Here is a 25,646-nt window from a genome sequence, read left to right on the forward strand (position 1 = left end):
AGTGTAAGTTAAGTGTCGGCCATGCAACTCTATATATTCATCAAGGTTTTTATAAAGATAAAAAGGTTGCTGGCAAGGCAACCTTTTATTTTTTATGATTAATTATAATAAGAGAACACCATATTAGCTACTCTAAGTGCAACAGTTTTTGACCAAAGCCATGTATTTTTTGTGCTATCATCAAAGTAATATAAAGCTCCATTTGTAGGATCTGCTCCATTTAAAGCTTCATAAGCAGCGCTTATAGAGTCTTGAGATGCAGGCTTATTAATCCATCCATTTAAAACCGGTGAAAATTGATAATAGCCGCCATCCTTTTGGTATATTACACTACTTATAGTTTTAGGAAAACGAGAGTCCTGAACTCTATTTATTACAACCGCACCAACTGCGACTTTTGCACTATATGGTGCACCTTGCGCTTCAGCTTGAATCAGTCTTGCTAAAAGATCTACATCAGCAGCAGTATATAAAATTGAAGCAGTTGAAGATGCTACTTTTGGTGCAACAGTACTAGTTGATGCTACTTTTGGTGCAACAGTACTAGTTGATGCAGCACTAGGTATATTTAAACTTTGACCTGGATATATAAGGTTGTCCCATTTGTTGTTAGCTTGTCTTAAAGAAGACAAAGGAACCCCATAGTTTCGCGCTATAAGATACAGACTATCACCAGCTTGTACAGTATAAGTTTTACATGAAACATTCAATACCTGTCCTGGATAAATATTGCTGCTAGAAAGATTATTGTTTTGCATAAGTGTAGTAGTATTGGTATTGAAAAGATTGCCTATAGTATATAGTGAATCACCAGATGTAACAGTGTAACTAGCAGCATGTACAGATTGAGCTGATAACATTGACAGTCCTAGAGTAAGCATTAAAGCTTTTAATTTTTTAGATTTAAACATATTATCCTCCTCTTTTGCCTCCGAGGTTAGTTGACGGGTTCGGGTTGAGGTCCCCTACTTCTATTAAAAGAAGATTCACCCCTAAAAAAATCCCCCGTACTCCAATTGGAGATTCGGCTTGCTTATAGATGTTATTGTAACAGTATTATTGGACTAGTTCTATATAAGATTAATGGAACATTAGGATAATATATACAATATGGCAATTTACCTAAATATATAAATAATTAAAAAATAGCCAAATGTTAGATTTATAATTATATAAATGAGACTTTAAAAGAAAAGTAGAAGAGATATTTGGAGATATAAGTTTATTTGAGTAAATTGGCTAAGTTGATTAAAATTAACATAAAACTTTTTCAATTTATAATCTAAGAAAAATTAATAATTAAACGATAAATGTAATACCTTATTCTGAAATTTTATATAGAAATATTAGAAATTCTTATAATTATATATACCCTGTCTAGGGGTAGAGTTATGAGATCTATTTGGAGGAGCAATATATGAATTACACAATGTACTTAGCTCTTATACAAGGCAATTTAAAAATATTGCCTTCAATGTTAGTAATGTTTTTCATAATATATTTATTTTTTAGGATATATTCTAAATTCGATATATCAAAATATAAAGAGTTTGAAGCTAAAATTCAGCAAAAATATGATGAATTGGAAGCGGTTTATGGAGAATTAGCAGCAATGGGTGAGACTTTAGAAGAGCAGTATAGTGAACTTCTTAATAATCAGCAAAAACTTCAGGAAAGTGAGGAAAAATATAAATTTGTAACAGAAGTTTCTAAAATAGAAGACTTATATAAGTTTATTTACGATGGTGATTTGGAAAGATACCATTTATCAGTTAAAGAGTATCTAAGTAAAAAAGATAGTCACTACGAATGTGAGTTTAGGATAAAAGCTAAAAAGGGAAATTGCAAGTGGATACTTGAGAGTTGATATTAAAAATGGTAGAATTTCTGGTTTTGAAGCATTAATAAGATGGATAAGTCCTGAGCTTGGAATAGTTCCACCAAATAGATTTTTAGGTGTGGCGGAGGAAACTGGTCTTATAGTTGATTTAGGAGAATGGATATTAGAAATATTAGATAAAAATGAAAATTTACAGCGACTTTTAAAGAAGATGTCGCAATAGGTATCCTATTGTGACAATCCCTTGATAATAAATAATATGGATTAAAAAAACATTTAACTAATATATATGTTATGAGATATATAATTTTATTAGAGGAGAATTATTATGCAAAGATGTTTTTATAGTTATCCGTATTTAAGGTCATCTCAAATAGACACAAATAGTAATGATATGACTATATATGGAAATGGAAGTATAAAAGTTATACCTGATATAGCAACTGCTAGCTTAGGAGTTATAACAGAAAATAAGAACTTGAAAAATGCTCAGGAAGAAAACGCAATAATTGCCAATAAAGTCCTAAATACGTTGAAGAATATGGGAATTAAAGATAGAGATATTAAAACTGAAAATTACTCTATAAGTCCAGAATATAATTATGTTGAGGGAAAGCAGGTATTTAGAGCTTATAGAGTGGTAAATAGTTTTATGGTCATATTTAGAGACATAAATATGATTGGTAAAACTATTGATGCTGTGGTAGCTAGTGGTGCTAATACGGTAAATAATATAACTTTCACTGTTGAAGATACGGAAAAATTATATAATCAAGCATTAAAAATTGCTGTCAAAAATGCTCAAGAAAAAGCTAATGCATTAGAGGAATCATTAAATGTTATTGTGAATAAAATTCCAGTTAGAATAACTGAGGAAAGACAGGAAATCAAGCCTATTGGAAAACAGGCATTTTATGCAGCACCAATTGATAGCACTCCAATAAAAGAAGGTGAAATTGAAATTAGTGCAAGTGTGAAAGTTGTATTTAATTATTTTAGTAGAAAATTTTAATTAGAATATATTGCATTATATTGAAGATTTAAGGTAAGCTTAAAGAAGAAGTATATGAAGAATACTTGAAATTATTTAAAAAATAATATATCGGAAGATATAAGAGGGAAAATGTCGGGGTGGAGTAGTAGTGATATCATATAGAAGATGTACAGAAGTAGATATAAATTTAGTTTTTGCAGCCTTTATTATTGGATTTTCAGATTATATAGTAAAAATAAGAATCCCTAAAGAATTTTTTGTGAAAAGATTTTTTGGGCCAGAGGGAAATAAATTAGAATTGTCTTTTATTGCTTTAGATAGCAATAAGCCAGTGGGAATTGTTCTTGGAGGAGTTAAAGAATATGAAGGTATAAAAACAATGAGATGTGGTGCAATAGCACTACATCCCTCCTATAGAGGAGAGGGGATAAGTCAAAATCTAATGAGGCTTCATAAAGAAGAAGCAATAAAGCAAGGCTGTAAACAACTATTTTTAGAGGTCATTGCAGGAAATAATCGAGCTATTAGTTTTTACGAAGATTTAAATTATGAAAAAGTTTATGATTTAAATTATTATACGCTAATAGAAATTGGTAGACTGCAAAGAAAAAATGATTTATGTCTAAATATAACACCTATGGAGGTTATAGGACTAAAAGTTATACGGAAAAAAATATTAGATGTTCATATTAACTGGCAAAATGATCTAGAATATTTAGAGCAGTCAGAAGGTCAGTTAACACTAGCAGCTTGTATTCAGAATAGGTTGGTGGGAGTGATAAGTATAAATAAAAATTCTAGAATAAATTTCTTATGGGTTAAAAATTCATTTAGATGTAGAGGAATTGCTACGACGCTAATAAGTGAAGGAATTAAAATTTTAAACTTATCCAAAGTTATAATAGGTTTTCCAAATAATTCATTGATTCAAGGATTTGTAAAGCATATTGGCTTTATAAAAGGCAATATAGTACAATACGAAATGTATTGTGACATATAACAGTATTTACAAAAGAATAAACATCTTTACAAAATTGATAATAAAAGAGCTGTTGAACCATGGTTCAACAGCTCTTTTATTATAGATAAATTTTTAATATTTAATCTTATATATTAAAAAACATATTGACAATTTGTTAATATGTATCTATAATTCATAGTAATCCTATATATCATATATTACAAATCGGATTACTATGAATTACTGTTATTTAAGAAAATATAATAAAATAGATATTCTCTTATCAAGAGCGGCGGAGGGACTGGCCCTATGAAGCCCGACAACCGGCATTTTCATTTAAATGTATCGGTGTCAATTCCTGCAGGATATCGCTTATTCTGAAAGATAAGGAAAAGATTAAATTTAAAGCAAGTTAATTTGAAGTTTAAATTTAAGGCTGTTTTTCTTATACAGAGAAAAACAGCCTTTTGTTATAAATTTTTTTAGTGAATATATTAAAAAGTATTTAATCTAGATTTTGAAAGGAGAAGAGTAATGATAGAGATTACAGAACAAATTTTGAAAAGTATGGAGAACTTTAAGGAAAATCTACAAAAATACAAAGAAAGTAAGCTGGAAGCTTTTAAACCCTTTGGTGCATCTATGGGGATTTATGAGGAAAGGCTAACAGAAACATATATGGTGAGACCAAGAATTCCTGGAGGGGTTATAACGTTAGAGCAGCTTAAAGCTATAAGTGAGATTGCAAAAAAATACGCTAAAAGTAAAATACATTTTACATCAAGACAGGATATTCAGTTTCATTCAGTAGAAATAGATGACTTAAATAATGTTTTAGAAGATTTAATAAAAGCCCAATTAACTACAATGGGTGCAGGTGGAAATACTGTAAGAAATGTCGGATGCTCTCCACTTTCAGGAGTGGCGAAAGATGATGTTTTTGATGTAACGCCTTATGTAAAGATAGTTACAAACCATCTTATAAGTGATCCAACTAATATGAATCTTCCAAGAAAGTTTAAAGTGGCTTTTTCTAATAGTGCTGAAGATACTGGAAATGCAACTATATCAGACCTGGGTTTTATTGCAAAAATAGTTGATGGAAAGAAAGGTTTTGAAGTTTACGGTGGCGGTGGATTAGGTGGAAGTGCCAGAGCTGCTTTGAAATTATCTGATTTTATAGAAGCTAATGAAGTTTTATATTATGTACAGGCAATGAAGGAAGTTTTTGAAAATGAAGGTGATAGAAACAATAGACATAAAGCTAGACTCAGATTTGTAGTACACAGACTAGGTGAAGAAGATTTTGTTGAATTATTTAGAAAACAACTTAGCAAAGTAAAAAATGAAAAGAAATTGAATATTAATATAGATTTAGAGCAAGAAGAAAAAGAAAGCATTAAGAGCAGTGATATTAGTACTGATAAGAAATATGATAATATAGTCTTTCCTGAAAAACAATCGGGCTACTATTCTTTGTATGTCCATCCACAAAATGGTGATATAAGTACTGATAATTTAGACAATATTATAAATTACTTAACGAATTTAGAATATGAAGCATCTATAAGATTAACACTTACACAGGGAATGTTTATAAGAGACTTAAAAGAAAAAGACATACAAGATTTACTTCAGGTAACTTCCAAATTTTCATCAAATTTTGACTTTGATAACTCAATAACCTGTGCAGGTCCAAGAATTTGTAAGTTAGGTATTTGCAATTCACAAGGGCTTTTAATTCATATAAAGGAAACCTTTGAAAAAGTTAAAGAAGAACTGAAAGTAGAGTTACCAAGGATATTTATATCAGGGTGTCCAAATTCTTGTGGACAGCATCAAAAGGGTTCAATTGGATTTTGTGGTAAAGCAAAACGTACTGAAGATGGTCTTGTTCCAACTTATTCTGTGTTCTTCGGAGGAAAAGTAGGTGCAGACATAGTAAAACTTGGTCAAGCGTACGGTGATATTCCAGCTAAGAAAATATCTGAGTTTTTATTGGAATTAGCTGTTTTAAAAAGAAATTCATTCTATGAAAGCTTTGAAGAATTTATAGAAAACAAACCTTCAGAAATAAAGGAACTAATGACAAAATATACTGTATTTGAAAGTTTTGGTGAAAATCCTGATTTATATTGTGATTTTGGTTCGGAAGATAAGTTTTCGGTGGGCAAATAAATTTAATTAGAAACATACAGTACTAATTTTAAATATAGTAGGTATTTGCGGAAATAAAAGGAGCGTCATATGAAAAAGGAAATACAAGTAAAACAGTTAGAAACAGATATATTAATAATCGGTGGGGGGACAGCAGGATGTTACGCTGCTTTAACTGTAAGAGAACATTCAAATGCTTCTGCATTAATTGTTGAAAAAGCGAACATTAAAAGAAGTGGATGTCTTGCAGCTGGAGTTAACGCAATCAATGCTTATATTGTGAAGGGTAGAACTCCAGAGGATTATGTGGATTATGCAAAAAAAGATGCCGATGATATTGTAAGGGAAGATTTGCTGCTCACTATGTCTGAAGGGCTTAATAGAGTAACTAAAAAGATGGAAGACTTAGGACTTGTCATTTTAAAAGATGAAAATGGTGAGTATGTGGCTAGAGGAAATAGGAATATTAAAATTAATGGAGAAAACATAAAGCCTCTTTTGGCAGACGCAGTGAAAGCACTTTCTAATGTAAAAGTTATGAATCAAGTAAATGTGACTGATTACATAGTAAAAAACAATCAGATACTGGGAGCTTTTGCAATTAGTGTAGAAGAGGAAGTACTTTATGAAATTAGAGCAAAAAAAGTGATATGTGCCACTGGTGGTGCAGCAGGGTTGTACAGACCTAATAACCCGGGATTTTCTAGGCATAAGATGTGGTATCCACCTTTTAATACTGGAGCAGGTTATGCTATGGGAATACGTGCAGGCGCAGAAATGACTACTTTTGAAATGCGATTTATTGCATTAAGATGCAAAGATACTATTGCGCCTACTGGAACCATAGCACAAGGGGTAGGAGCTAAGCAGATTAATTCAAGAGGAGAAGTTTATGAAAACAAATATGGGCTTACAACTTCCGAAAGAGTTTATGGAACAGTAAAGGAAAATCATGATGGTAGAGGCCCTTGTTATTTAAGGACAGAAGGAATTACTGCTTTGCAAGATGAAGAGTTGAAAAAAGCATATTTGAACATGGCACCAAGTCAAACTCTTAAGTGGGTAGAAGCTTCCAAAAATCCAAGTGAACAAAATGTGGAAATTGAAGGAACGGAGCCATATATAGTAGGTGGTCATACTGCAAGTGGTTATTGGGTTGATACAAAGCGAAAAACTACAATTAAAGGTCTTTTTGCTGCTGGAGATGTAGCTGGTGGCTGTCCACAAAAATATGTGACAGGTGCATTGGTAGAAGGTGAAATTGCTGGAAAAACTGCAGCGGAAGAAATAGAAAATGGTAAAGAGGATAATTCCGTTCTATCAAAATCAGAAGAAAATTTACTTGTTAAATCAAAGAAAGAGGAAGTAGAAGCAATATTAAATTTTAGAAATCCTATCTTTTCTGCTGAAGAATTAGAGGAAGCTATGCAGAAAGTAATGGATGCTTATGCTGGTGGAATTGGAAGTAATTATCAGTTCAATGAAAAACAGCTTGCAGCTGCAGATGAAAAAATTGATCAGATCATAGAGTTAAGCAGTAACTTATATGCAGAAGATATGCATGAGGTGATGTTTGTATATGAATTAAAGGAAAGGCTGACTCTTTGTAAATCAGTTCTTGCTCATTTAAGAGCAAGAAAAGAGACGAGATGGCATAGTTTTGCAGAAAACTTGGATTATCCTGAGAAAAGTGATGAATGGCTTAAGTATGTAAACTCAAAGCTTGTAGATGGAAAACTTACTATTTTGTTCAGAGATTTAGTAGGAAGGGGTGAAACCTATGAGCATATCAATTAATAAAAACAAGTGTGTAGGCTGCAGAAAATGTTTGTCCGTTTGTCCAGGTAGTCTTATAAAACTAGATAAGGAAAGTAAAGCCTATATAAAATATCCAAAAAATTGTTGGGGATGTACGGCTTGCCTTAAAGAATGTAGTGTAGAAGCAATTAAATATTATTTGGGAGCAGACATAGGCGGCAATGGTGCTTATCTTTATGTAAAACAGAAAAAGAATGAACTCATCTGGAACATAGTAGATAAAAATAAGAAGAATATCACAATAAATATTAATAGAAAAGAGTCAAATAAATATTAAGGGAGATTTTTATTATGAAAGGAAAAAAATTTATCCTGGCATTATCAATAGTTTCAATACTTGGAGCTTTTACAGGTTGTGGTCCGAATCAGGGAAATCAAAATAATACAGCGGGTGGAAAAAGTGATGGAAGTACTGTAAGAGTTGGCTTTCTTCCAAATATAACACATTCGCAAGCTTTAGTTGGTAAGGAAAAAGGTAACTTTCAAAAAGCTTTAGGAGATAATCATAAAATAGAGTGGAAACAGTTTAATGCTGGATCATCAGAAGTTGAGGCGTTTCTTGCAGGCGCAATAGATATAGGATATATAGGACCAGGCCCAGCTATCAATGGATATACAAAGTCTAAAGGTGATATTCAAATTATAGCAGGAGCTACAGATGCAGGAGCTATATTAGTTTCTAGAAAAGATTTACCTATAAAAGATGTCAAAGAATTAGATGGCAAGAAAGTAGCTGTTCCTCAGTTTGGAAATACACAGGACTTATCCTTAAGATACTTATTAACTCAAAATGGTCTAAAAGAAAAGACAAAAGGTGGAACGGTAGAAATAGTACAGGCTGATAACCCAGATATAAAAACATTATTAGATAAGAATCAGATAGATGCAGCATTAGTTCCAGAACCATGGGGGTCAAGACTTGTTAAAGAAGTTGGAGCTAATGTAGTACTTGATTATGATAAAGTATGGCGTGAAGGAAAATACCCTACAGCTGTAATTGCAGTTAGAAAAGATTTTTTAAAACAGCATCCGGATATAGTAGAAAATTTTCTAAAGGCTCATGTTGATTTAACAGAGTATATAAATAAAAATAATAGCGAAGCAAGCGGTGTTGTGAATAAACAAATAAAAGATTTAACTAAAAGTTCTTTATCTAAAGATGTATTAGATTCTGCTTTCAAAAGACTTACTGTAACCAATAATCCAGAAAAGGATGCTACCATTGAAATGGTAAATTTATCAGTTACTACAGGATTCTTAAAACAAGCTCCAGATACAAAGGATCTTGTAAATTTAGAATTGTTAAATAAAGTTCTTAAAGAAAAATGGCAGCAACAAATTCAATAATAATTTACTCCAATTAAAGGAAGGTGATTGAGTTGTCTCTTAAAATTGAAGGTGTTGGTAAAAAATTTGTATCAAAGCATAAAGAAAATGTGACTTTAGAGGATGTTAATCTTTCTTTTGAAAAAGGAGAGTTCATATGTCTTCTGGGGCCGTCTGGCTGTGGAAAATCAACGCTTTTAAATATAATTGCAGGGCTTGAAAAGCCATCAGGCGGAAGATTATTTTTAAATGATAAAGAAATTAATGATGTTGGTGTTGATAGAGCGATGATGTTCCAGGATTCAGCATTGTTTCCATGGCTTAAGGTGATAGATAATGTAGAGTTTGGAATGAAAATTGCAGGAATATCTAAAGCTGAAAGAAGAGAAAAAGCTATAAGATATCTTAAGATGGTTCATTTAACTAAATTTAAAGATTCTTATGTTCATGAACTATCTGGTGGAATGAGGCAAAGAGTAGCATTAGCTAGAGCTTTAACTTTAGATTCAGAGGTACTTTTAATGGACGAGCCTTTTTCTGCCTTAGATAGTCAGACTAAAAATATTTTGCAGCTGCAGCTTCAAAAGGTGTGGTGGGAGACAAAAAAGACCATTGTGTTTGTTACTCATAATGTAGAAGAAGCAGTTCTTTTAGCAGATAAGGTTGTTGTTATGTCTGCTAATCCAGGAAAAGTAAAAAGAGTTTTTGATATTAAATTAGCAAGACCTAGAACCATTGAAAGCAGAGATTTAGCATATGTTGTTGCAGAAGTAATGAAAGAACTAAAAGAGGAGGTGGAGAAAGTTGCAAAAGCTGAGTACGACAGTGATTGGAGTATTGAAACGAATAGTATTTTATATAATTCTGATAATGATATGGGAATTGGTATATAAAATAGGGGTAGATATATTAGGCGCATGGAAGCCTTATACTTTTCCATCTCCTGTGGATGTAGCAAAGACATTACTTACTCTTATTGAAGATAACACCTTAGCGGTTGCTGTAGCTGCTAGTTTGAAAAGGCTATTTATTGGATATGCAATATCCCTAGTTATAGGGATGGGAATAGGTTTACTTATTGTAAGATATAAGTATATAGATGAAAATTTCAGCTCTCTTATATTGGGACTACAAACACTACCAAGTATATGCTGGCTTCCTTTTGCAGTTTTATGGTATGGGTTAAATGAAGAGGCTATCATATTTGTTATAGCTATTGGATCTATATTTGCTATATCTATAGCTACTGAATCTGGGATTAAGAATGTAAATCCTCTTTATGTAAAAGCTGCAAGAACTATGGGGGCACGGGGAATAAAATTATATTGGAATGTAATTATACCTTCAGCACTTCCATCGGTGGTTACTGGTATGAAACAAGGATGGTCCTTTGCATGGAGAGCGTTAATGTCAGGGGAAATGTTATCTGCTACAAAAGGACTAGGACAGGTGCTTATGGTAGGGAGAGATTTAGCAGATATTAGCCAGGTTATGGCAGTAATGATTGTAATTATTGTCTTGGGACTAGGCTTTGATAAGCTTATATTTGAAAAGATAGAAGCAAATATAAGGCATAAATGTGGATTAGGAAGAAGAATTTAGAAGAAATAATAAGGATTAGTATTTAGAATGTATATAGTAGGAGGAAATTAATAATGAGTGAATTATCACATCTTGATAAATTGGAAGCAGAAGCAATATATATTATTCGAGAAGTGGCTGCTGAATGTGAAAAACCAGTAATGTTATATTCAATAGGAAAAGACAGTTCTGTTATGCTGTATCTTGCAATGAAGGCATTTTATCCGGAGAAACCACCATTTCCTTTCATGCATATTGACACTACATGGAAATTCAAAGAAATGACAGAGTTTCGTGATAGAAGAGCAGAAGAATTAGGAATAGAGATGATTGTTCATAGAAATGAAGAGGGGATAAAACAAGGAATCAATCCATTTGATCATGGATCAGCCTATACTGATATCATGAAGACACAAGCTTTAAAACAAGGTTTAAAAAAGTATGGCTTTACAGCAGCTTTTGGTGGTGGACGTCGTGATGAAGAAAAGTCACGTGCTAAAGAAAGAATTTTTTCTTTCCGTAATGAGGCTCAAGGCTGGGATCCTAAAAATCAGAGACCAGAAATGTGGAAACTCTACAATACCAGGATTCATAAAGGTGAGAGTATGAGGGTATTCCCTATCTCAAACTGGACAGAAAGAGATATTTGGAAATATATTCAAAGAGAAAACATTGAGATTGTATCATTGTATTTTGCAAAAGAACGTCCAGTGGTTTATAGAGATGGAAATATCATTATGGTAGATGATGATAGAATGAAGTTATTACCAGGAGAAAAGGTTGAATATAAAAAAGTTCGTTTTAGAACCTTGGGATGCTATCCGCTTACAGGAGGCATGGAATCAGAAGCTGATACTTTGGGCGAAATTGTTAAAGAAACATTGAGTGCAGTATCCTCTGAAAGAACCACCAGAGTTATTGATACAGAAGAAGTAGGCAGCATGGAAAGAAGAAAGAGAGAGGGGTATTTCTAATATGAAGAGCTTATTGAAGTTTATAACCTGTGGTAGTGTGGATGATGGAAAATCCACTCTCATTGGACATATCTTATATGATGCAAAGCTTTTATTTGCAGATCAAAAAAGAGCTTTGGAATTAGACAGCAAGGTTGGAAGCCGTGAGGGAGACATTGACTATTCATTACTATTAGATGGTCTTATGGCAGAGCGTGAACAAGGGATTACAATAGATGTGGCATATCGTTATTTTACAACAGACAACAGAGGGTTTATTGTAGCTGACACACCAGGTCATGAAGAATACACAAGAAATATGGCAGTTGGGGCATCCTTTGCAGACCTTGCCATTATATTAATAGATGCTAAACAAGGGGTACTTGTTCAAACAAGAAGACATGCAAGAATTTGTTCTTTAATGGGCATCAAACACTTTGTATTTGCTGTTAATAAGATGGATTTAATCGGATACGATCAGGAGAGATTCCTAACAATCGAAGGGGAAATCAGGAAGTTAGAGAAGGAACTTTCCTTAGAAAATATTGCAATTATTCCAGTATCAGCTACAGAGGGAGATAACGTTACAAAGAAGTCTGAAAATATACCATGGTACACAGGGCTGCCTATTTTAACTTATCTTGAAAATGTAGATGTTGAAAGTGCTTCTGACGAAGAGGGTTTTTATATGCCAGTGCAGAGAGTGTGCAGGCCCAATCACACCTTTAGGGGATTTCAGGGACAGATTGAAGCTGGTAGTATTTCAGTAGGAGATGAAATAACAACACTTCCAAGCAATGAGAAAGCACTAGTAAAAAGCATTCACTTAACAGATAAAAATATAGAAAGTGCAGGAAAAGATCAACCTGTAACAATACAGCTTAATAAAGAAGTGGATGTATCAAGAGGATGCGTACTTACAAAGGATACAAAGCTTGTAGCAAGCAATTTAATTACGGCAACCATTCTTTGGATGGATGACTCTAAGCTGGCAGCAGGTAAAGACTATTTTGTAAAAGTTGGAACAAAAATGCTGCCAGGTGTTGTTACAGAGGTAAAATATAAAATTGATGTAAATACTGGAGAACACTTAACAACTGGTTTTTTAAGGAAAAATGAAATTGCAGTATGCAATATTTCTCTTTCTGAAAAGATTATAGTGGATAAGTTTAATGTAAATAAGACACTAGGAGAACTTATATTAATAGATCGTATTACTAATATGACGTCAGCCTGTGGTGTTGTAGAAGATATCTTTAATAGTGAAAACAAGAAAGATAATTTTACCTTTGAGTACAATGGTTTAAAAGCAAGGGGAGATATTTTCGAAGAATTTTACTATAACACAGAAAGTTTGTCTTTATCAAAATACAAACCAATAGGCAATATCTATACAGTGAAAGATGAAATTCCTGTTAAAGGTGAGAGTTATAGTTATCCAGAAAATATTGATATTTTAGTTCTTCGTGATTGGGTGGCAATTAAAGTTCGTGACAAGAAAATTACTGATATTCAATCAATTGAAGAATATGAGTACACTGGAGTGACTATCGTTAACGGTAGAGGCTTTGCGATAAAGGCGAACTCAGAGGAAGAAATTTTAGAGTTCTTAAATGAATATAAAAAAATAGACAGAGAGAATGAAACTGAATTCCTAAATAAGTGGGTTAGCTTAGAAACCTATAGAAGAGTAATATTTCATAGTAATTATTGGGAAATATAATCATAAGATTTAAAGAACCAAAGGTATGTCTCTAATTATTTTTAATTGCTTGAAAAATAAGAAATTTAGTACTTAAGAAAAATATTATGGAAATACAAATATCAATAGTATATAATCAAATTGAACTTTGATAGCTTTAAAAAGTTTATATAATATTAATTTTAACTAAAGCATATAAATTTAGAAGCAATAGGAGGCATACGAGATGGATACGTTAAAGAAATTTATAAGCTACTATAAGCCATATAAAAATATGTTTTTTATGGACATGTTTTGTGCTTTTACACTTTCAGCTATAGACTTAGTATTTCCTATGATAGTAAGATACATGCTAAATGATGTGTATACAAATAAAACTAGGGATCAAATAACTATGTATGTAGTTTACATAGGAATAGGATTACTTATAATGTATATAATAAGATATTTTTGTCAGTATTACATAACCTCATGGGGACATATTATGGGAGCGAAGATGGAAGCTAACATGAGAAGTGATATATTTAATCACCTTCAAAAGTTATCTTTTTCATATTATGATAACAATAACACAGGTAAATTGATGTCTAGAATAATTACAGATCTTTTTGACATATCGGAATTAGCTCATCATGGTCCGGAAGATTTGTTTATTTCTATACTAAAGATATTTGGATCTTTTATCATACTTATGAATATAAATGTTAAAATTACTGCAATATTATTCTTTTTGACTATGTTTATGTTATATAGCTCATATTTTTATAATAAAAAAATGAAATATATATTTATGAAAAATAGACAAAAAATAGCTAATGTAAATGCCCAAATACAGGATAGTCTCTCAGGTATAAGAGTAGTTAAATCCTTTTCTAATGAGGAAGTTGAAAACACCAAATTCAAAAGAGGAAACATGGAGTTTTTAGAAACTAAAGAAACAGGATATTTTATTATGGGTAAGTTCTTTAGTGGCAATGGATTTTTTCAAGGAATTTTATACCTTGCAGTTATACTTGTAGGTGGAATATTTATTAGTATAGGAGAAGCTAAGGTTTCCGATTTAGTTATTTATATTTTATATATAAATATATTTTTAAATCCTATAGATAAGTTGGTAAACTTTACGGAGCAATTTCAAAGAGGTATAACTGGATTTGATAGATTTTTAGAGATAATTAATACTGAGCCAGATATAGTGGATAAACCCAATGCAGTTGAACTATTAAATACTAAAGGGAAAATAGAATTTAAGGATGTTTCCTTCAGCTATGATAATAAAAATACAGTATTGAGTAATTTAAATATAAAGATTGAAGCAGGAAAAAATATTGCACTAGTGGGTCCATCAGGAAGTGGCAAAACTACTTTTTGCAGTCTCATACCAAGGTTTTATGAGATTGATTATGGAACTATAAAAATAGATGGAAAAGATATTAGAGATATAAAGCTCAAATCCTTAAGAGATACAATAGGAATTGTTCAACAAGATGTATATATGTTTGCAGGTACAATAAAGGACAATATAGCTTATGGAAAACCTGGAGCTTATGAGGAAGAGATAATCGAAGCGGCGAAAAAAGCAAATGCCCATGAATTTATAATGGGTTTAGAAGATGGGTATGATACTTTTGTTGGAGAAAGAGGAGTGAAGCTATCAGGTGGACAGAAACAGAGAATATCAATTGCAAGAGCTTTTCTTAAGAATCCGCCTGTTCTTATTTTGGATGAGGCAACTTCAGCTCTTGATAATGAAAGTGAAAAATATATACAGAAATCCTTGGAGGAGCTTGCTAAAAACAGAACTACTATAATTATAGCTCATAGATTAAGTACAATAAAAAATGCAGATGAAATATTAGTGCTGACAGAGGATGGCATAAAAGAATCAGGTACTCACGAACAACTTCTGCAGGATGAAGGTATATATGCGTCTTTATATAAATTACAGTTTGAGCAAGTTTCATAACATTTTTATAGAGTAAGTATGATAGAGTATAAACTTACAGAAAAAGGGGCTAACTGCAGCCCCTCTGTTTATTTATTTTTAAAATTTAATAGCAAAGCAGAATTTATAATAACTGCAACTGAGCCTATATTGTGAACTAAAGCACCTAGTATTGGATTTAAAATACCTGTCATTGCTAGTATGATAGCAACGAAATTTAACAACATGGAAAGGGATAAATTCCACTTAATTGTACTCATAGTTTTTTGAGATAAACTTAATAGGTGGGGAATAGATTTAATATCATCACTGACAAGGGCAATATCCGCTGCATCAACAGCTATATCGCTACCTATACCTCCCATTGCAATGCCTACGTATGCTTTTTTTAATGCAGGTGCATCATTAATACCATCACCAACCATGCAAATCATTTTACTTTGATTTTGATAATTTTCAATTGCGAGTAGCTTGTCTTCTGGTAAGCATTCTGCATGAAAATTAGTAATACCAACACTTTTGGCAATATAAGAAGCTGCTTGTGGATTATCACCAGTTAGCAATATGCTTTCTATATTTATTGATTTAAGTTTTTTAATCATATCTATAGAATCCTTACGCAATGTATCAGATAGAGCTATAAAGCCAGTGGAACAGTTATTTGCAGAAATATATATAATTGTACATCCATCATTTTTATACTTGGATGCTTTCTCTAACATATCTTGAGACATTACTATTGAGTTTTCAACTAATAATTCTGCATTCCCTGCAAGAATTGTATTATCTGAAATTAGTGCTTTGACACCACGACCTGCAAGCATCGCAAACTCCTGTGGCTCTTTTAAAGTTGATTTTGATATATTTTTAAAATGAGAAACAATAGCTCTACCTAATGGATGTTCAGAGCGTAATTCAGCAGAAGCTGTAAGTTCTAATAAGCTTTCTGAATTTATATCAGCATTAAAACTTTCAACAGCTACAACAGCAGGCTTGCCATAAGTTAGAGTACCAGTTTTATCAAAGGCAACTCTATGGACTTTCGATAGTCTTTCTAATGCATCTCCTTCGCGAACAAGAATGCCATATTTCGTAGCATTACCAATACCAGCCATAATGGCAGTAGGAGTTGCAAGCACTAATGCACAGGGACAGAAAACAACAAGAATAGTAACTGAACGAATTACCTCACCTGTAACAAACCAAGTACCAATTGAAGATAAAAGAGCAATCACAACTATCCAAGTAGCCCATCTATCTGCCATACCAACAATTTTAGCCTTGCTAGCGTCAGCGGATTCAACAAGTCTAATCATTCTCTGAAGTGAGCTGTCCGCGCCAACTTTAGTAGCTTTCATATCAAAGGTACCAAATTGGTTTATTGTTCCGCTGGAAACCTCATCACCAATACCTTTATCAACGGGAAGAGCTTCACCAGTCATTACTGCTTGATTAATGGAGGTTTGTCCAGAAATAATAACACCATCAACAGCAATAGTTTCACCTGCAAGTACACGAAGCGTATCACCGACCTGAACTTCCTCAGCTGGTATTATGCTTTCCGACCCATTACAAATGACTCTAGCTGTACGAGGGGTAAGATGTACTAATTTTTCTATGCCAGCCCGTGCTTTGGCCACAGTACGATCCTCTAATAATGCACCGAGCGTCATAATAAATGCAACCTCTCCTGCTGCAAAAATTTGTCCAATTGAAACAGAAGCAATAAGGGCAAGTGCAACTAGAACGTCTGCTTTAATATCAAATTCTCGTATAAGACCTTCTGCGGCGCCCTTAATTATAGGTATGCCGCAGAGAATAATTGCAAGCCAGGCTGCATCAATTTTTAAATTTCCAATATGTAAAAAGCTGATAATTAATGATATAGCTGAACTTATTAGGAAAAGTACAACACGTTTATCTTCATCTTTAAAAAGCTCTATTAATTTTTTCATTTTACTACCTAACCCATCCTTGAAAAATGTTCTACAGCTTTAGCAAATTCAGCAATTGTTTTTTCAGCATCGCCATGTTCTATACCATCACGGACACAGTGTTGCAGATGTCCTTCTAAAACTACCTGACCAACCTTGTGTAGAGCACTTTTGGCAGCATTAATCTGTATCAAGATATCTTCACAAGGAACATCCTTATTTACCATTTCGGAAATAGCTCTAAGCTGGCCTTCTATTTTTTTAATTCTTGCTTGAACCTTTGGAATATCCATACATTGACGCATATTAATTATCCTCCTGTATAATAAAATAAATTTTATACCTATAGGGGTATATGTATATTTTAAGTTTTACAGCTGTTATTGTCAATGATCAAATCTTAATTCGTTGAAATATGGTAATATATATAATATATATTGATATCTATAAACTAGGATAAAGGTGAATTAACTAGCATATATTAAAATGTAATTAGCATTTAATTTGGAGGATTATTAATGAAAAAAGAACTTAGAATATTAATAGTTATATTTATATGCTTGATGATTGGTTTTCTATTTAGCTTAAAAGTTACAGAGGAACAAAACGATAAGAATTTAATTCAAAACTATACATACTCATCACAAAATAGCGTGGATAAAGACAACTATATTGCAAAACCATCGGAAAAAGCTATTGAGTATCAAAATAAGAAAGTAGCAGTTTGGGTTACGAGAATAATCTTAAGTATAGCTATTCCTGCTCTTTTTTTATTCACTGGATTTTCAAGCAGGATAAGAAACTATATACAAAATAGGAGCAGAATATTTTTATTTATTATCATTGCTTACTTTATTTTATATTATGCAATAAGCACATTAATATCACTTCCTTTAGACTATTATAGTGGTTATATACTGAAGCATTTATATGGTTTATCAAATCAAACTTTTGCTAAATGGTTTGAAGATTATCTAAAAAGTTTTGTTATTACTTTGATCGCCGGGTCATTATTTATATGGATACCTTATGTATTGATTAAAAAATCACCATCTCATTGGTGGTTGTATTTAGGGATGCTTTTAATACCAGTTATGTTTTTTGTTACATTAATTTCTCCGGTTTATATTGATCCTATTTTTAACAAATATGAAAAAATGCAGGATTCAAATTTAGAAAATAAAATTTATGAAGAAATAAATAGAACCACAATTGAAAACTGTAAAGTTTATCAGGTAAATAAAAGTGTAGATACAAAAGAAATGAATGCATATATGACTGGGGTTTTTAATACCAAGAGAATAGTACTATGGGATACTACTATTAAAAATCTTAATCAAAGAGAGATACTTGGTATTGTAGCGCACGAAATGGGACATTATCTAATGGGGCATGTTTGGAAGGCTATAATTTTTGCAGGAGTATCTTCTATATTTATTCTTTATTTAATAAACGGAAGCGCTCTTTGGATTATTAGCAAATCTGGAGGAATTTTTGGTTTTACTAAACTTCATGATATAGCAGCGCTTCCGTTAATAGTACTACTTCTAAATATTTTTATGTTTGCGTCTGCGCCAATATCTAATGCTTATTCCAGATATACGGAGAGAGAAGCGGATAGATTTGAACTAGAGCTTACAAAGGATAACGAAGCTACTTTATCTTCAACTATAAAACTTCATGAAGAAAGTCTAATATTGCCTACCACAGGTATTATATATAAGCTATGGAATTATGACCATCCAACATTTCAAGAAAGGGTAGAATTTGCTAGTAAATATAAGCCATGGGAAGAGAATAAACCGCTTAAATATAAAAGATATATTAAGTAAAAATTCTGCATATTATACTAACATCAAATTACTGTTTTTTTGGTAGATATCGTAATAATTTGTGGTATAATTTACAATATAAAGATAGCTGGCTAAAGTTAAGATTTAATTTTAATATCGGCTGAGGATGTCTATGGACTTATTATATGAACTTATGGATTGGAGGATGAAGTGTGAAAATAGCAGTAATTTCGGACATACACGGTAATGTAGAGGCTTTAAAAACTGCATTAGAAAATATTGAAGAAAAAAAAGTGGATACAATAATATGCTTAGGAGATTTAGTTGGATATGGTCCTTATCCTAATGAAGTAGTTGAAATTATAAAATCAAAAAAAATAATGAATATACTAGGAAATTATGATGCTGCGGTATTAGAAGAAAAATTTAACTATATAAGAGATAACGAGGTTAATAAATTTTGTATGCCTTGGGCAGCGAAGGAATTAAGTGCAGAAAATAAGTCTTATCTAAGATCACTTCCAAGGCAGGTTATTTTGAAATATGAAAATAAAAAAATATATTTTGTTCATGGAAGTGTGAGGTCAATAAACGAATATTTGAAAGAGGGATGTACAGAAGCCGAAGAAGTCATGAATACATTTGATGGCGATATTTTAGTTTGTGCCCATACTCATATACCCTATGAAAGATTTTATAATGGAAAGCTTTTACTAAATGATGGTAGTGTTGGAAAGCCTAAGATTGGCAGACCTAATGGCACATATTTAATAATAAGTGTAGATAAGGATACTATAGAGACTGATATAGTTGAATTTACATATGATTATGAAAAAACAGCAAAGGATATGGAGGAAAAGAAAATACATCCTAGCTGTATAAAAAATATAAGAACAGGAATAGAATAAACTTGGAGGGAACAATATGGAGGAGAATAAAAATTTTAAAGGCCTTTATATGAATATTACTTTGTCGGAGGACAGACTAAGAATATCTCAAAATAAGGGGTACCTTAATAAAGCAGTAGAAGATGTTTATGAAGAGGTAATGATTGAGGATATAGATTTAAATCATGTGGAGTTTTCTCCAGCAAGATCAATGATAATTCAAGGATACTTAATTATTCCGTTAAAGAAAAAGTTAGTTCTTCCTAATATATTTAAAGGAAAGGTTACTGAAATAAAAATATGGTTTAAAAGAGATGGAAATGAACCTTTCGAAGAATTGAGAGAGCTTTTAATGGCAATGAGATAGAACGAAAAGGCAGAGAAATAATATATTTCTACTGCCTTTTTTATATGAAGATACTATTTTTAGATGTTTATTTTCTTACGTTTTGCTTCTATTCGTTCAAGCATTTGTTCCGCTGCTTTTTGTGGATCAGTTTCTACATAGAATTTAGCACCGTAGTCTTCTTCCATCTTATTTAATAAGTAATCCATAGCAAATGGGGAACCTGTTACAGGAGGAACAATTCCCAGCCATGCATCTATACCACTACCTACAACGTAAGTTCCTATAGCTACAGCTTTTTCTGACATCCATTCTGGAGCTGCACCAACTACTGGTAAGTCACTGATATCAACATTTAAATGATTTGCAAGTTCTCCAGCAAGTTGTAAGTTACGACTGATATCAACACATGAACCTTGGTGAAGAACTGGTGGAATACCAAGTAGACTGCATACAGTTTTTAGTCCAGGACCAGCTAGTTCTTTTGCTTCTGGTAACATTAAACCAGCTTTAGCTGCTGCATGAGCGGCACAACCAGTAACAATTATTATTACATCATGAGCAATTAGATATTTCATCATTTCTACATGACATGTATCATGTGGATTTTTTGGATTATTACAACCAACAATGGCAGCAGCACCTCTGATAGTACCAGATAGTATAACATCTGCAAGAGGTTTAACCGTTTGCATTGGGTCTATTTGTGAATTAACAACTTTGTCAAGACCATCCACTATAGCCTCTGTGCTAAATCCAACTAAAGCTTCACATTTTTCATTAGGAATTAAAACATTATCTCTATTTCTATTCTTATAATTTAGTATAGCTTCTCTTATTATTTCTTTTGCAGAGTCATATGGTCTGTCCTCTTCGAATTCAATAAATGTTGAATCTGTTATATGAGCTTTTGGTGAAGTTGTTATAAATTTAGTATGATATGATTTGGAAAGTCTTGCAAGTGCTGGCATTATACATTGAACATCAACTATTAAAGCTTCAACTGCACCTGTTACTACTGCAAGCTCTTGTTGCAGGAAGTTTCCTGCCATTTTAATACCATGTCTCATAGTTATTTCATTTCCTGTACAACACATACCACAAACATTTATTCCATCTGCTCCTTCAGCCTTTGCAAGAGCAATAAGTTCAGGATCTTCAGCAGCTGCTACAATTGATTCTGAAAGTGATGGTTCGTGACCATGCAATATAATATTAACTTGATTATCCTCTAATACACCTAAATTAGCTTCAGTTTGTACTGGTGATGGAGTTTTAAATAAAATATCACTAATTTCGGTTGCAATATAAGAACCACCCCATCCATCTGCAAGGGATGCCCTCATTGCCATATCATAAAGATTTTTTGCATCTCCTGAACATCCAATATGAGTTGAGTGCATTACACTAACTATATCTCTATCAATTGATCTTGGGGTTACACCAAGTTTGTCCCAAAGTTCTCTTCTTTTTTTAGGTAAAGCTTTTGAGAAAATCAAGTTTCCACGAGGTTTACCAAACTCATTTAAGGCAGCATCAGCTATATCGTGAGCCACATCATAAACATCTCTTCCACAAGTCTCAATACTATATTTGTTAGCAACAGCCATAAGTTTTTTTTCATCTCTTATCTGTATTTGTCCGTCTCTTGATGCATTTTCAAGATAAAGAACTAGGGATCTACCGTGATCAGAGTGAGCTGCGGAACCGGCTGCACACATTCTTGCGAAGTTTCTTGCAACTATAACATCTGCTGTAGCTCCACAAATACCTCTTTCTACACCTTTTCCTGGAACTGGGCTTACTCTACAAGGTCCCATAGCGCAGTTTCTGCAGCATACACCTGCTGATCCGAAACCGCATGGTGTCTTCATAGCTTCCTTTCTATCCCAGGCAGTTTCTACACCATCTTTTTTTGCTTTTTCAAGAAGTTGATCTTGAGCTGATTTTATTAGTAATCCTCTGTCTTCCATTGATAAAACACCCTCCTTATTTTACAATGTTTAATTATTTAGAAAGTTTATTATAAGTTATGCAATTGTAAGTCATGCAGATATTTAACTTAAATTAAAGTTATTTGTTTAATACAGTTAAAAAATTAACATGCAGGGGTAAAAATAACATTCCCTTAACCAAGGAAAGCATGCTAAAATTAGGGTTTTAGGTAATTTCAAGGTCATGGAAGGAATCCTATAGAATTCACTTTCCTATCCATCAGTTATTAGAAATTATTACATAAGAGACTAAAGTGAACTATGCAACAATTGATAGATAATACTCAAAATTTCTACTTTACCTGTGACGATAGGAGTGCTAGAACTACCCCCAATGTGTTCACAAATAAATTATACAACAGATATTTATTTTTGATAAACAACTTGAATTTATTGGTATACAACTAAAAGTTGTTTACAATAGATAATAATTTAACAACTTGACATAATTAAGACATAAGTGATATAGAAAGGAGAGTTTACTGAATTGGACATCAAACAATTAAAATATTTCTTGCAAGTTTGTAAATATAAAAGTTTTTCAAAAGCTGCTAAAGAAATCTACATTTAACGAGAAAGATTTTAACTATACTACTATTAAGACACAATTTCCTTTAGCAAAGATATTTACAAATTATATAATAAATCATTAGCTGAGGAGCTGCTTTTAATTTTAAAAGAATAATAATGGAAATTTATTTATGAGGGATTTACTATTTGAAGTATGTTAAGAAATAAATTAAGAAGTTATAGGATCTTTAATAGAAAAAAATATTGGCTTGCATGATAAATAGATGTATGGCTTAAGAAAGATGAAAATGAAACTTTTGAAGAAACAAAGGGTATTTTGATGATAATGATATAAAATAAACAGGCAGAGAAAAATGCTTCTAATGCCTGTTTTATGATACTAGAATATTTTATCGTTTAATAGTATGGTTTTTACCAAATATATCTACATAGTTGCCTTTTAGATCAAGAAAAATTTTCTGAGCAGCACTAGATAATTCTTTTGGGATGATAAGGTCAAATTTGCGGCATATTTCTTCATGTATAAGTAAATTAAATATTTTAACATAACTCATCTTCATTTGATTAGGATTTGTACCTTTTAATATTTTTATTGCAATATTCTCTACTGAATCCCTTGCTTCTCTTGTTAAATCCATAGAATAATTAGCAATAGAATATCCATCAACGATAGTGCAATCCCAGAATGAAAATGATGGTTTGATTCTATTATTAAATTCCCAAGCAAACATATCTGCTGTATTTTTTTCTGGATGATTTGAACTTTTAGCTTCACCAGCCATAAGACCCATTTGTATAAATGAAACTTCATCATCATCATTATATTTTTTTATTAGTTCTTGTTGCTCTTCAATGTATTTTACAACATGGAAAGCTTTCAATTGTAAATTTGCATCTGCAAAGGCTCCTCTAATTTCATTTTCATTATCAAATACACCAGGAACAGTGATAAATACACCTTTTCCTTTAGAAAGAGAATCTCCTGTACTTTTGTTTTTAAAAGAATGATACATATTTAAACATTTAATTAAATGCTGACGTTGTATTTCTATTTTTTTTCCTATAATATTTTGATAAATTGGTTGGTTATTTTTATCAGCAAATTTATCAGCAAACAAACTCAATACGATAGGCGCTTTAGTTTTATTTGCTACATGTATAAGAACATTATCCATCATAAATCTTTCTGGACGTATAAAAATTAAGCAACCATCAAAATTTTTAATTTTATTAATAAATTCTTCACTTCTTGTGGCATCACCTTGCATTGAGAGTCTTTCGATATTTGAATAACCATAAGACCTAAATACAAATTCTGCTTCATCCATTTCATCTTTTATCCACCATGTATCAATTTCATCAATCATTAATATTTTCTTATCTGAACGATTAGTTTTATAATCCATTGTAATTCTTGCTAAATCTTTAAGTGATTCTTTAACTTTTACAATTTTTATATCCAAATCCTTAAATACTTCAACTTGTTGGTTTATTTTCTTAGACGCTTCTGACGAGTCAGAGGCAATAATTAGTGTCGTTCTTCCAACATCATTTATTGCTTCGGATATTTGGTTAATTTGATTTATCTGAACATCAGATGTGGTTAAAATTTGCTTCATACTCTTTTCAACATTCTCCATATTTGTGAATATATTTTCTATGTTTTCTGCTAATTGGTTGATACTATAAATTTGCTCACTCATTCTTTCCTGGCTATTATTCATTTGTGCTACAACAGAACTTGTTTTATCTGAAATTTGTTTTACAATTAGTTTAGCTTGAATTGCAGATCCATTAGATATATTTGCTAGTTTTTTGATTTCTTCAGCAACTACTGCAAAACCTCGTCCTGCTTCTCCAGCTCTTGCTGCTTCAATAGAAGCATTCAGTGATAGCAAATCTGTTTGCTGTCCGATGGATTCAATAGCTGATAACATATCTCCAATATCTGTTGCTGAAGCTGCTAAATCATGAATGGAGTTAACTGCACTAACTAATAGTTCAGAAAATTCACTCACACTAATTTTCATCTCTTCAGCAAAATATTTTCCGTTTTGTGATACTTCCATAGCTTGCCTAGAAATGGAATCTGTAAGTCCAATTTCTTTTCCGATAAATTGAAATGCGCGTACCAGTTCATCAATACTTGCCACCACTTCTTCAACAGCAGCGGATGTGCTTTCATTACCATTTGCTAAATTTTCAATGAATAAACTAAGATTATTAATTTCGCTAAGAATAACCTCTGATGATCGCGTAATGCTTTCACCTGTTTTTATTACATCTGTTGATTGAGTTGTTAGCTGGTTAACTAAAGTATTCAATTTAATGTGAATTTTTTTGATCTGATTTCCTAAGTGACCAAGTTCATCATTCTCATCAATAGTAAATTCTGTTTGAAGGTCGCCACTTAGAAGTTTATTTACATATTCACTTATTCTTACAATTGGTCTTGTGATTATTATATATAATACATAGGATATCGCTAGCGATATTGTAAAGAAAATTCCTATTGGAATTATAATTGTAATTTGTGATAACAACCGTGCTGCAAAAATAGCGCTTGTTGATATAATGGTTAAAACAAAAAAGAAAATTAAAAACATTTTTTTTACTTTAATTTTTTCTGACATGATTCATCTCCTTCTATAAAATATATTTTTTTTGGATACAGTAGATAAGATTTTGTCAAAGTTTTAAGATTAATTATAAAAAAACTAGAAATAATTAAGAAAGATTTTAATATATTAAAGAATAAATGAATAAGAAAAGATTATAATTTGCAATTTTAAAAATTTTCAAATATCTTTCAATGTATTATTCTACATTACTATACAAAATTCCTCTTTTTTCTGTTTTGTTTAAAAATTTATAAATGAAATAC

Annotated in this window: 21 protein-coding genes and 2 riboswitches; of the genes, 16 read left to right on the plus strand and 5 right to left on the minus strand. The window is 31.9% G+C overall.

Annotated elements, in window-relative coordinates:
- Positions 1-98 precede the first annotated feature (98 nt).
- Positions 99-911, minus strand: a complete 813-nt coding sequence (locus tag I6U48_RS08195) for a cell wall hydrolase (RefSeq protein ID WP_218319928.1) — start codon at positions 909-911, stop codon at positions 99-101.
- Positions 912-1,040: riboswitch (cyclic di-AMP (ydaO/yuaA leader) on the minus strand.
- 377 nt (positions 1,041-1,417) lie between these two features.
- On the opposite strand from I6U48_RS08195, the gene I6U48_RS08200 reads away from it, so the two are divergent.
- The 13 genes from I6U48_RS08200 to I6U48_RS08260 all read left to right on the plus strand — a co-directional run bounded on the left by I6U48_RS08200 (position 1,418) and on the right by I6U48_RS08260 (position 15,298).
- Positions 1,418-1,867: a PAS domain-containing protein gene (locus I6U48_RS08200; RefSeq protein WP_218319929.1), complete on the plus strand. Its 450-nt coding sequence runs from the start codon at positions 1,418-1,420 to the stop codon at positions 1,865-1,867.
- On the plus strand, positions 1,857-2,063 hold the full coding sequence (locus I6U48_RS08205) for an EAL domain-containing protein (RefSeq protein WP_246615252.1): 207 nt from the start codon (positions 1,857-1,859) through the stop codon (positions 2,061-2,063). The genes I6U48_RS08200 and I6U48_RS08205 overlap by 11 nt, the downstream gene beginning before the upstream one ends.
- 105 nt (positions 2,064-2,168) lie before the next feature.
- A complete protein-coding gene (locus I6U48_RS08210) occupies positions 2,169-2,852 on the plus strand; it encodes an SIMPL domain-containing protein (RefSeq protein ID WP_218319930.1) in 684 nt (227 codons plus the stop codon).
- Positions 2,853-2,982: 130 nt separating this feature from the next.
- Positions 2,983-3,834, plus strand: a complete 852-nt coding sequence (locus I6U48_RS08215) for a GNAT family N-acetyltransferase (protein ID WP_218319931.1) — start codon at positions 2,983-2,985, stop codon at positions 3,832-3,834.
- Positions 3,835-4,072: 238 nt separating this feature from the next.
- Positions 4,073-4,186: riboswitch (SAM riboswitch) on the plus strand.
- 143 nt (positions 4,187-4,329) lie between these two features.
- On the plus strand, positions 4,330-5,973 hold the full coding sequence (locus tag I6U48_RS08220) for a nitrite/sulfite reductase (protein ID WP_246615253.1): 1,644 nt from the start codon (positions 4,330-4,332) through the stop codon (positions 5,971-5,973).
- Between the two features lie 69 nt (positions 5,974-6,042).
- Positions 6,043-7,749, plus strand: a complete 1,707-nt coding sequence (locus tag I6U48_RS08225) for an adenylyl-sulfate reductase subunit alpha (protein ID WP_218319932.1) — start codon at positions 6,043-6,045, stop codon at positions 7,747-7,749.
- Positions 7,733-8,047, plus strand: coding sequence for a 4Fe-4S dicluster domain-containing protein (locus I6U48_RS08230; RefSeq protein WP_218319933.1), 315 nt, complete (start codon positions 7,733-7,735; stop codon positions 8,045-8,047). The genes I6U48_RS08225 and I6U48_RS08230 overlap by 17 nt, the downstream gene beginning before the upstream one ends.
- A 14-nt stretch (positions 8,048-8,061) precedes the next feature.
- A complete protein-coding gene (locus I6U48_RS08235; RefSeq protein ID WP_218319934.1) occupies positions 8,062-9,117 on the plus strand; it encodes an aliphatic sulfonate ABC transporter substrate-binding protein in 1,056 nt (351 codons plus the stop codon).
- A 32-nt stretch (positions 9,118-9,149) separates the two neighbouring features.
- Positions 9,150-9,989, plus strand: coding sequence for an ABC transporter ATP-binding protein (locus I6U48_RS08240; RefSeq protein ID WP_218319935.1), 840 nt, complete (start codon positions 9,150-9,152; stop codon positions 9,987-9,989).
- Positions 9,967-10,698, plus strand: coding sequence for an ABC transporter permease (locus tag I6U48_RS08245; protein WP_218319999.1), 732 nt, complete (start codon positions 9,967-9,969; stop codon positions 10,696-10,698). The genes I6U48_RS08240 and I6U48_RS08245 overlap by 23 nt, the downstream gene beginning before the upstream one ends.
- 53 nt (positions 10,699-10,751) lie before the next feature.
- Positions 10,752-11,651 carry a sulfate adenylyltransferase subunit CysD gene (gene cysD / locus I6U48_RS08250; RefSeq protein WP_218319936.1) on the plus strand — a complete coding sequence of 300 codons (900 nt, stop codon included), beginning with the start codon at positions 10,752-10,754 and terminating at the stop codon, positions 11,649-11,651.
- 1 nt (position 11,652) lies between these two features.
- On the plus strand, positions 11,653-13,353 hold the full coding sequence (locus I6U48_RS08255; RefSeq protein WP_218319937.1) for a sulfate adenylyltransferase subunit 1: 1,701 nt from the start codon (positions 11,653-11,655) through the stop codon (positions 13,351-13,353).
- 205 nt (positions 13,354-13,558) lie between these two features.
- Entirely contained in the window at positions 13,559-15,298 is a 1,740-nt protein-coding gene (locus I6U48_RS08260) for an ABC transporter ATP-binding protein (protein ID WP_218319938.1), read from the plus strand.
- A gap of 68 nt (positions 15,299-15,366) precedes the next feature.
- Here the strand turns inward: I6U48_RS08260 and I6U48_RS08265 are convergent, their stop codons facing one another.
- Complete coding sequence (locus tag I6U48_RS08265) at positions 15,367-17,232, minus strand: heavy metal translocating P-type ATPase (protein WP_218319939.1); 1,866 nt, start codon at positions 17,230-17,232, stop codon at positions 15,367-15,369.
- Positions 17,233-17,240: 8 nt separating this feature from the next.
- Positions 17,241-17,516 (minus strand): metal-sensing transcriptional repressor, encoded by a 276-nt coding sequence (locus tag I6U48_RS08270; RefSeq protein ID WP_218319940.1) that lies wholly within the window; start codon positions 17,514-17,516, stop codon positions 17,241-17,243.
- 213 nt (positions 17,517-17,729) lie between these two features.
- Here I6U48_RS08270 and I6U48_RS08275 point away from each other — a divergent pair, with 213 nt between their 5' ends.
- The 3 genes from I6U48_RS08275 (at position 17,730) to I6U48_RS08285 (ending at position 20,258) form a co-directional block, all read left to right on the plus strand.
- The gene (locus I6U48_RS08275) at positions 17,730-19,043 is read left to right on the plus strand and encodes a M48 family metallopeptidase (protein ID WP_218319941.1); all 1,314 of its coding nucleotides are present in this window, start codon (positions 17,730-17,732) and stop codon (positions 19,041-19,043) included.
- A 173-nt stretch (positions 19,044-19,216) separates the two neighbouring features.
- Positions 19,217-19,912: a metallophosphoesterase family protein gene (locus tag I6U48_RS08280; RefSeq protein ID WP_218319942.1), complete on the plus strand. Its 696-nt coding sequence runs from the start codon at positions 19,217-19,219 to the stop codon at positions 19,910-19,912.
- 16 nt (positions 19,913-19,928) lie between these two features.
- Positions 19,929-20,258 carry a hypothetical protein gene (locus I6U48_RS08285; protein ID WP_218319943.1) on the plus strand — a complete coding sequence of 110 codons (330 nt, stop codon included), beginning with the start codon at positions 19,929-19,931 and terminating at the stop codon, positions 20,256-20,258.
- Between the two features lie 59 nt (positions 20,259-20,317).
- Here I6U48_RS08285 and cooS read toward each other — a convergent pair whose 3' ends face one another.
- Both cooS and I6U48_RS08295 read right to left on the minus strand, forming a co-directional pair.
- A complete protein-coding gene (gene cooS / locus I6U48_RS08290) occupies positions 20,318-22,210 on the minus strand; it encodes an anaerobic carbon-monoxide dehydrogenase catalytic subunit (protein ID WP_218319944.1) in 1,893 nt (630 codons plus the stop codon).
- 941 nt (positions 22,211-23,151) lie between these two features.
- The gene (locus tag I6U48_RS08295) at positions 23,152-25,395 is read right to left on the minus strand and encodes a methyl-accepting chemotaxis protein (protein ID WP_218319945.1); all 2,244 of its coding nucleotides are present in this window, start codon (positions 25,393-25,395) and stop codon (positions 23,152-23,154) included.
- Between the last annotated feature and the right edge of the window lie 251 nt (positions 25,396-25,646).

This window comes from Clostridium thailandense (assembly GCF_019207025.1).
GTDB classification, from domain to species: domain Bacteria; phylum Bacillota; class Clostridia; order Clostridiales; family Clostridiaceae; genus Clostridium_AM; species Clostridium_AM thailandense.